Raw genomic sequence first — 5,479 nt, forward strand, 5'->3', positions numbered from 1 at the left:
TATTGCGGCAGTCACTTACTCTCCCACAACCACCAAGTTGCAGTACCATCAGCGCGAATGGGCTTAGCTACCGGGATCGGAACGGTTAACCGGGCGTTTCCCCACCACTATCACCACCGCAAAACCAACAAACCACCACCACAAACCCCAAAGAGTCTGGCGGTAATGGTCCAAGAACCGCACAGCGAACGCGAACACCACACACCCCACACAAAGCAGGATGCAACACACTTTTTTTCCTCATCACCACAAAAATGGGCGAACAAACATCACGCACACACCAACCCCAAAAAAAGAGAGTTGGATGAGTGATCGGTGTATTAGTACCAGTCAACTCCACACCTCACAGTGCTTCCATACCCGGCCTATCAACCCCATCATCTATAGGACACCTCCCCCAACAAATGTTGGATGGAAATCTCATCTCGGAGCAGGCTTCCCGCTTAGATGCTTTCAGCGGTTATCCATCCCGAACGTAGCCAACCAGCCATGCTCCTGGCGGAACAACTGGCACACCAGAGGTTCGTCCGTCCCGGTCCTCTCGTACTAAGGACAGACCTCCACAAATTTCCTACGCACGCAGCGGATAGGGACCGAACTGTCTCACGACGTTCTAAACCCAGCTCGCGTACCGCTTTAATGGGCGAACAGCCCAACCCTTGGGACCGACTCCAGCCCCAGGATGCGACGAGCCGACATCGAGGTGCCAAACCATGCCGTCGATATGGACTCTTGGGCAAGATCAGCCTGTTATCCCCGAGGTACCTTTTATCCGTTGAGCGACCACGCTTCCACAAGCCATGGCCGGGTCACTAGTCCCAGCTTTCGCTCCTGCTCGACACGTCCGTCTCACAGTCAAGCTCCCTTGTGCACTTACACTCGACACCTGATTGCCAACCAGGCTGAGGGAACCTTTGGGCGCCTCCGTTACTCTTTAGGAGGCAACCGCCCCAGTTAAACTACCCATCAGGCACTGTCCCTGAACCCGATCAGGGTCCGAAGTTCAGGAATCCACTATGGTCAGAGTGGTATTTCACCGATCGACTCCACCCCAACTAGCGTCAGGGCTTCCCAGTCTTCCACCTATCCTACACAAACCACACCGAATCCCAATACCAAACTATAGTGAAGGTCTCGGGGTCTTTCCGTCCTGCTGCGCGTAACGAGCATCTTTACTCGTAATGCAATTTCGCCGAGTTCGTGGTTGAGACAGCAGAGAAGTCGTTACGCCATTCGTGCAGGTCGGAACTTACCCGACAAGGAATTTCGCTACCTTAGGATGGTTATAGTTACCACCGCCGTTTACTGGGGCTTAAATTCTCCGCTTCACCCCATACAGGGTTAACGGGTCCTCTTAACCTTCCAGCACCGGGCAGGCGTCAGTCCGTATACATCGACTTACATCTTCGCACGGACCTGTGTTTTTAATAAACAGTCGCTTCTCTCTGGCCTCTGCGACCACCACCAGCACATCCAGGAGCAAGTCCTGTTCACCGGGATGGTCCCCCTTCTCCCGAAGTTACGGGGGCATTTTGCCGAGTTCCTTAACCACGATTCTCTCGATCACCTGAGTATTCTCTACTCGACCACCTGTGTCGGTTATAGGGTACGGGCAACACACACCCTCACGTCGATGCTTTTCTCGGCAGCAGAGGATCACCAGATCACCCCACCAATGTGGGGCGCCCATCAGCTCTCACACACTTGTGGGGACGGATTTACCTACCCCCACGTGCTACAACCTTAGACCGTGACTACCATCGCACGGCCTGGCTACCTTTCTGCGTCACACCTCACGCTTACCGACTCCACACTCAGGTCCCCCCGCGCTCATCCCAACTCGACCGAAGCCGAAAAGGGCGAGTTTGGGGGTTAGTTTCGTGTGTTTTGGTACTGTCGGTTGTGTGTCGGTACCAGAATATCAACTGGTTGTCCATCGACTACGCCTGTCGGCCTCGCCTTAGGTCCCGACTTACCCAGGGCGGATTAGCCTAGCCCTGGAACCCTTGGTCATCCGGTGGACGGGTTTCTCACCCGTCTTTCGCTACTCATGCCTGCATTCTCACTCGAATCGCCTCCACCACTCGTTCACACGGCGACTTCACCAGCAACTCGACGCTCCCCTACCCAACACCACACCATTACGGCGTTTGTGGTGCTGCCACAACTTCGGCGGTGTACTTAGCCCCGCTACATTATCGGCGCTCAATCACTTGACCAGTGAGCTATTACGCACTCTTTCAAGGATGGCTGCTTCTAAGCCAACCTCCTGGTTGTCTTCGCAACTGAACATCCTTTCCCACTGAGCACACGCTTAGGGGCCTTAGTTGATGGTCTGGGCTGTTTCCCTCTCGACAATGAAGCTTATCCCCCACTGTCTCACTGCCACGCTGAACCTTGACTGGCATTCGGAGTTTAGTTGACGTCAGTAACCCGGTAGGGCCCATCAGCCATCCAGTAGCTCTACCTCCAGCAAGAACCACGCAACGCTGCACCTAAATGCATTTCGGGGAGAACCAGCTATCACAGAGTTTGATTGGCCTTTCACCCCTAACCACAGGTCATCCCCTCCATTTTCAACTGAAGTGGGTGCGGGCCTCCACGCGCTCTTACACACGCTTCACCCTGCCCATGGCTAGATCACTCCGCTTCGGGTCTAGGACACGCGACTCTTTCGCCCTGTTCGGACTCGCTTTCGCTACGGCTACCCCACACGGGTTAACCTCGCCACGCACCGCTAACTCGCAGGCTCATTCTTCAAAAGGCACGCCATCACAGCCATCTAGATGCTGCTCTGACGGATTGTAAGCACATGGTTTCAGGTACTCTTTCACTCCCCTCCCGGGGTACTTTTCACCATTCCCTCACGGTACTATCCGCTATCGGTCATCAGGAAGTATTTAGCCTTACCAGGTGGTCCTGGCAGATTCACACGAAATTCCACGAGTCCCGTGCTACTCGGGCACATACACACTGCAACACGCCAATGTTTCGTCTACGGGACTCTCACCCACTCCGGTCCTGTTTCCCACCAGGTTCGACTACACCAACCACTGTCACAGACTAGTCATGCTGGACCAGACCATGTACACCCCACAACACCGTGCACGCAACACCAGCACGCTTGACACGTACACGGTTTAGGCTCATCCAGTTTCGCTCGCCACTACTCCCGGAATCATTGTTATTTTCTCTTCCTGCGGGTACTGAGATGTTTCACTTCCCCGCGTTCCCCCCACATGCCCTATATATTCAGACACGGGTCACCACCCTCACGAGTGGCGGGGTTTCCCCATTCGGACACCCTCGGATCAACGCCCGTTTATCGGCTCCCCGAGGCTTATCGCAGATTTCCACGTCCTTCATCGGCTCCTGATGCCAAGGCATCCACCATGCGCTCTTACACACTCACCCAACCCCCCAAAAGGGGTTGGCCTGTGTGTGCGCGAAAAATAATTGTTTCATTCACCCAATAGATGATGACAAGAAAAATCACATTACATAACACCACACACAATCACTTGTGTATGTTGTTGATGCTCGCGTCCACTATACGATTCTCAAACCACTACCAAACACCACCCACACACCAACCACCTATTGTGGCTGCTTGTGGGACGGGTTGGTCCTGTTGGTTGAAACCACACCCAACCAACCGGTTGGGGTTTGTGATTCCAGGACCCAATAACGTATTTGTTCTAGCCCACCCGATACACCATCACACAAGGCACATACCCTGGCGATGCTGGTTGGATGAGCGAGTGTTGTGATGTTCCACCCTTGAGCTCCCAACCATGACCACGGACGGGTCACGCGTTGGGGTTCTTATGTGTGCTCCTTAGAAAGGAGGTGATCCAGCCGCACCTTCCGGTACGGCTACCTTGTTACGACTTAGTCCCAATCACCAGTCCCACCTTAGACGGCCCCCTCCCCACAAGGAGGTTAGGACACCGGCTTCGGGTGTTACCGACTTTCGTGACTTGACGGGCGGTGTGTACAAGGCCCGGGAACGTATTCACCGCAGCGTTGCTGATCTGCGATTACTAGCGACTCCGACTTCACGTAGTCGAATTGCAGACTACGATCCGAACTGAGACTGGCTTTAAGGGATTCGCTCACCCTCACGGGTTCGCCTCTCTCTGTACCAGCCATTGTAGCATGCGTGAAGCCCAAGACATAAAGGGCATGATGATTTGACGTCATCCCCACCTTCCTCCGAGTTGACCCCGGCAGTCTCCTATGAGTTCCCACCATCACGTGCTGGCAACATAGAACGAGGGTTGCGCTCGTTGCGGGACTTAACCCAACATCTCACGACACGAGCTGACGACAACCATGCACCACCTGTACACCAGCTCCAAAGAGAAGAACTGTTTCCAGAACGGTCCAGTGTATGTCAAGCCTTGGTAAGGTTCTTCGCGTTGCATCGAATTAATCCGCATGCTCCGCCGCTTGTGCGGGCCCCCGTCAATTCCTTTGAGTTTTAGCCTTGCGACCGTACTCCCCAGGCGGGGCACTTAATGCGTTAGCTACGGCGCGGAGAACGTGGAATGCCCCCCACACCTAGTGCCCAACGTTTACGGCATGGACTACCAGGGTATCTAATCCTGTTCGCTCCCCATGCTTTCGCTCCTCAGTGTCAGTTACAGCCCAGAGTCCCGCCTTCGCCACCGGTGTTCCTCCTGATATCTGCGCATTTCACCGCTACACCAGGAATTCCAGACTCCCCTACTGCACTCTAGTCAGCCCGTACCCACTGCCCGCGCAACGTTAAGCGTTGCGTTTCCACAGCAGACGTGACCAACCACCTACGAGCTCTTTACGCCCAATAATTCCGGACAACGCTCGTACCCTACGTATTACCGCGGCTGCTGGCACGTAGTTAGCCGGTACTTCTTCTGCAGGTACCGTCACCACAAAGGCTTCTTCCCTACTGAAAGCGGTTTACAACCCGAAGGCCGTCATCCCGCACGCTGCGTCGCTGCATCAGGGTTTCCCCCATTGTGCAATATTCCCCACTGCTGCCTCCCGTAGGAGTCTGGGCCGTGTCTCAGTCCCAGTGTGGCCGGTCGCCCTCTCAGGCCGGCTACCCGTCGTCGCCTTGGTAGGCCATTACCCCACCAACAAACTGATAGGCCGCGAGCCCATCCCCAATCGAAAAACTTTCCACCAGAGAAGATGCCTTCTCCGGTCGTATCCGGTATTAGACCCGGTTTCCCAGGCTTATCCCGAAATCAGGGGCAGGTTACTCACGTGTTACTCACCCGTTCGCCACTCATCCACCAGGTGCAAGCACCCGGCTTCAGCGTTCGACTTGCATGTGTTAAGCACGCAGCCAGCGTTCGTCCTGAGCCAGGATCAAACTCTCCATAAAAAAATTATGTTGCAGTATGAATCCCAGCAAGACAGCCAACCCCTCACAGGGGTGAGAAGGTTGACCAAAAAAAACGACCACACACCCACAACACCCACCACGATG

3 rRNA genes are annotated in these 5,479 nt (G+C 54.7%); all 3 read right to left on the reverse strand.

From position 1 onward, the window contains the following. Positions 1–2: 2 nt before the first annotated feature. Positions 3–121, reverse strand: a 5S ribosomal RNA gene (gene rrf, locus EB835_RS20050). A gap of 179 nt (positions 122–300) precedes the next feature. Next, positions 301–3,414, reverse strand: a 23S ribosomal RNA gene (locus tag EB835_RS20055). Positions 3,415–3,842: 428 nt separating this feature from the next. Continuing rightward, a 16S ribosomal RNA gene (locus tag EB835_RS20060) occupies positions 3,843–5,374 on the reverse strand. The 16S, 23S and 5S rRNA genes sit together here, the layout of an rRNA operon. Positions 5,375–5,479 lie beyond the last annotated feature (105 nt).

The organism is Brevibacterium sp. S22, from assembly GCF_004745485.1.
GTDB lineage: Bacteria > Actinomycetota > Actinomycetes > Actinomycetales > Brevibacteriaceae > Brevibacterium.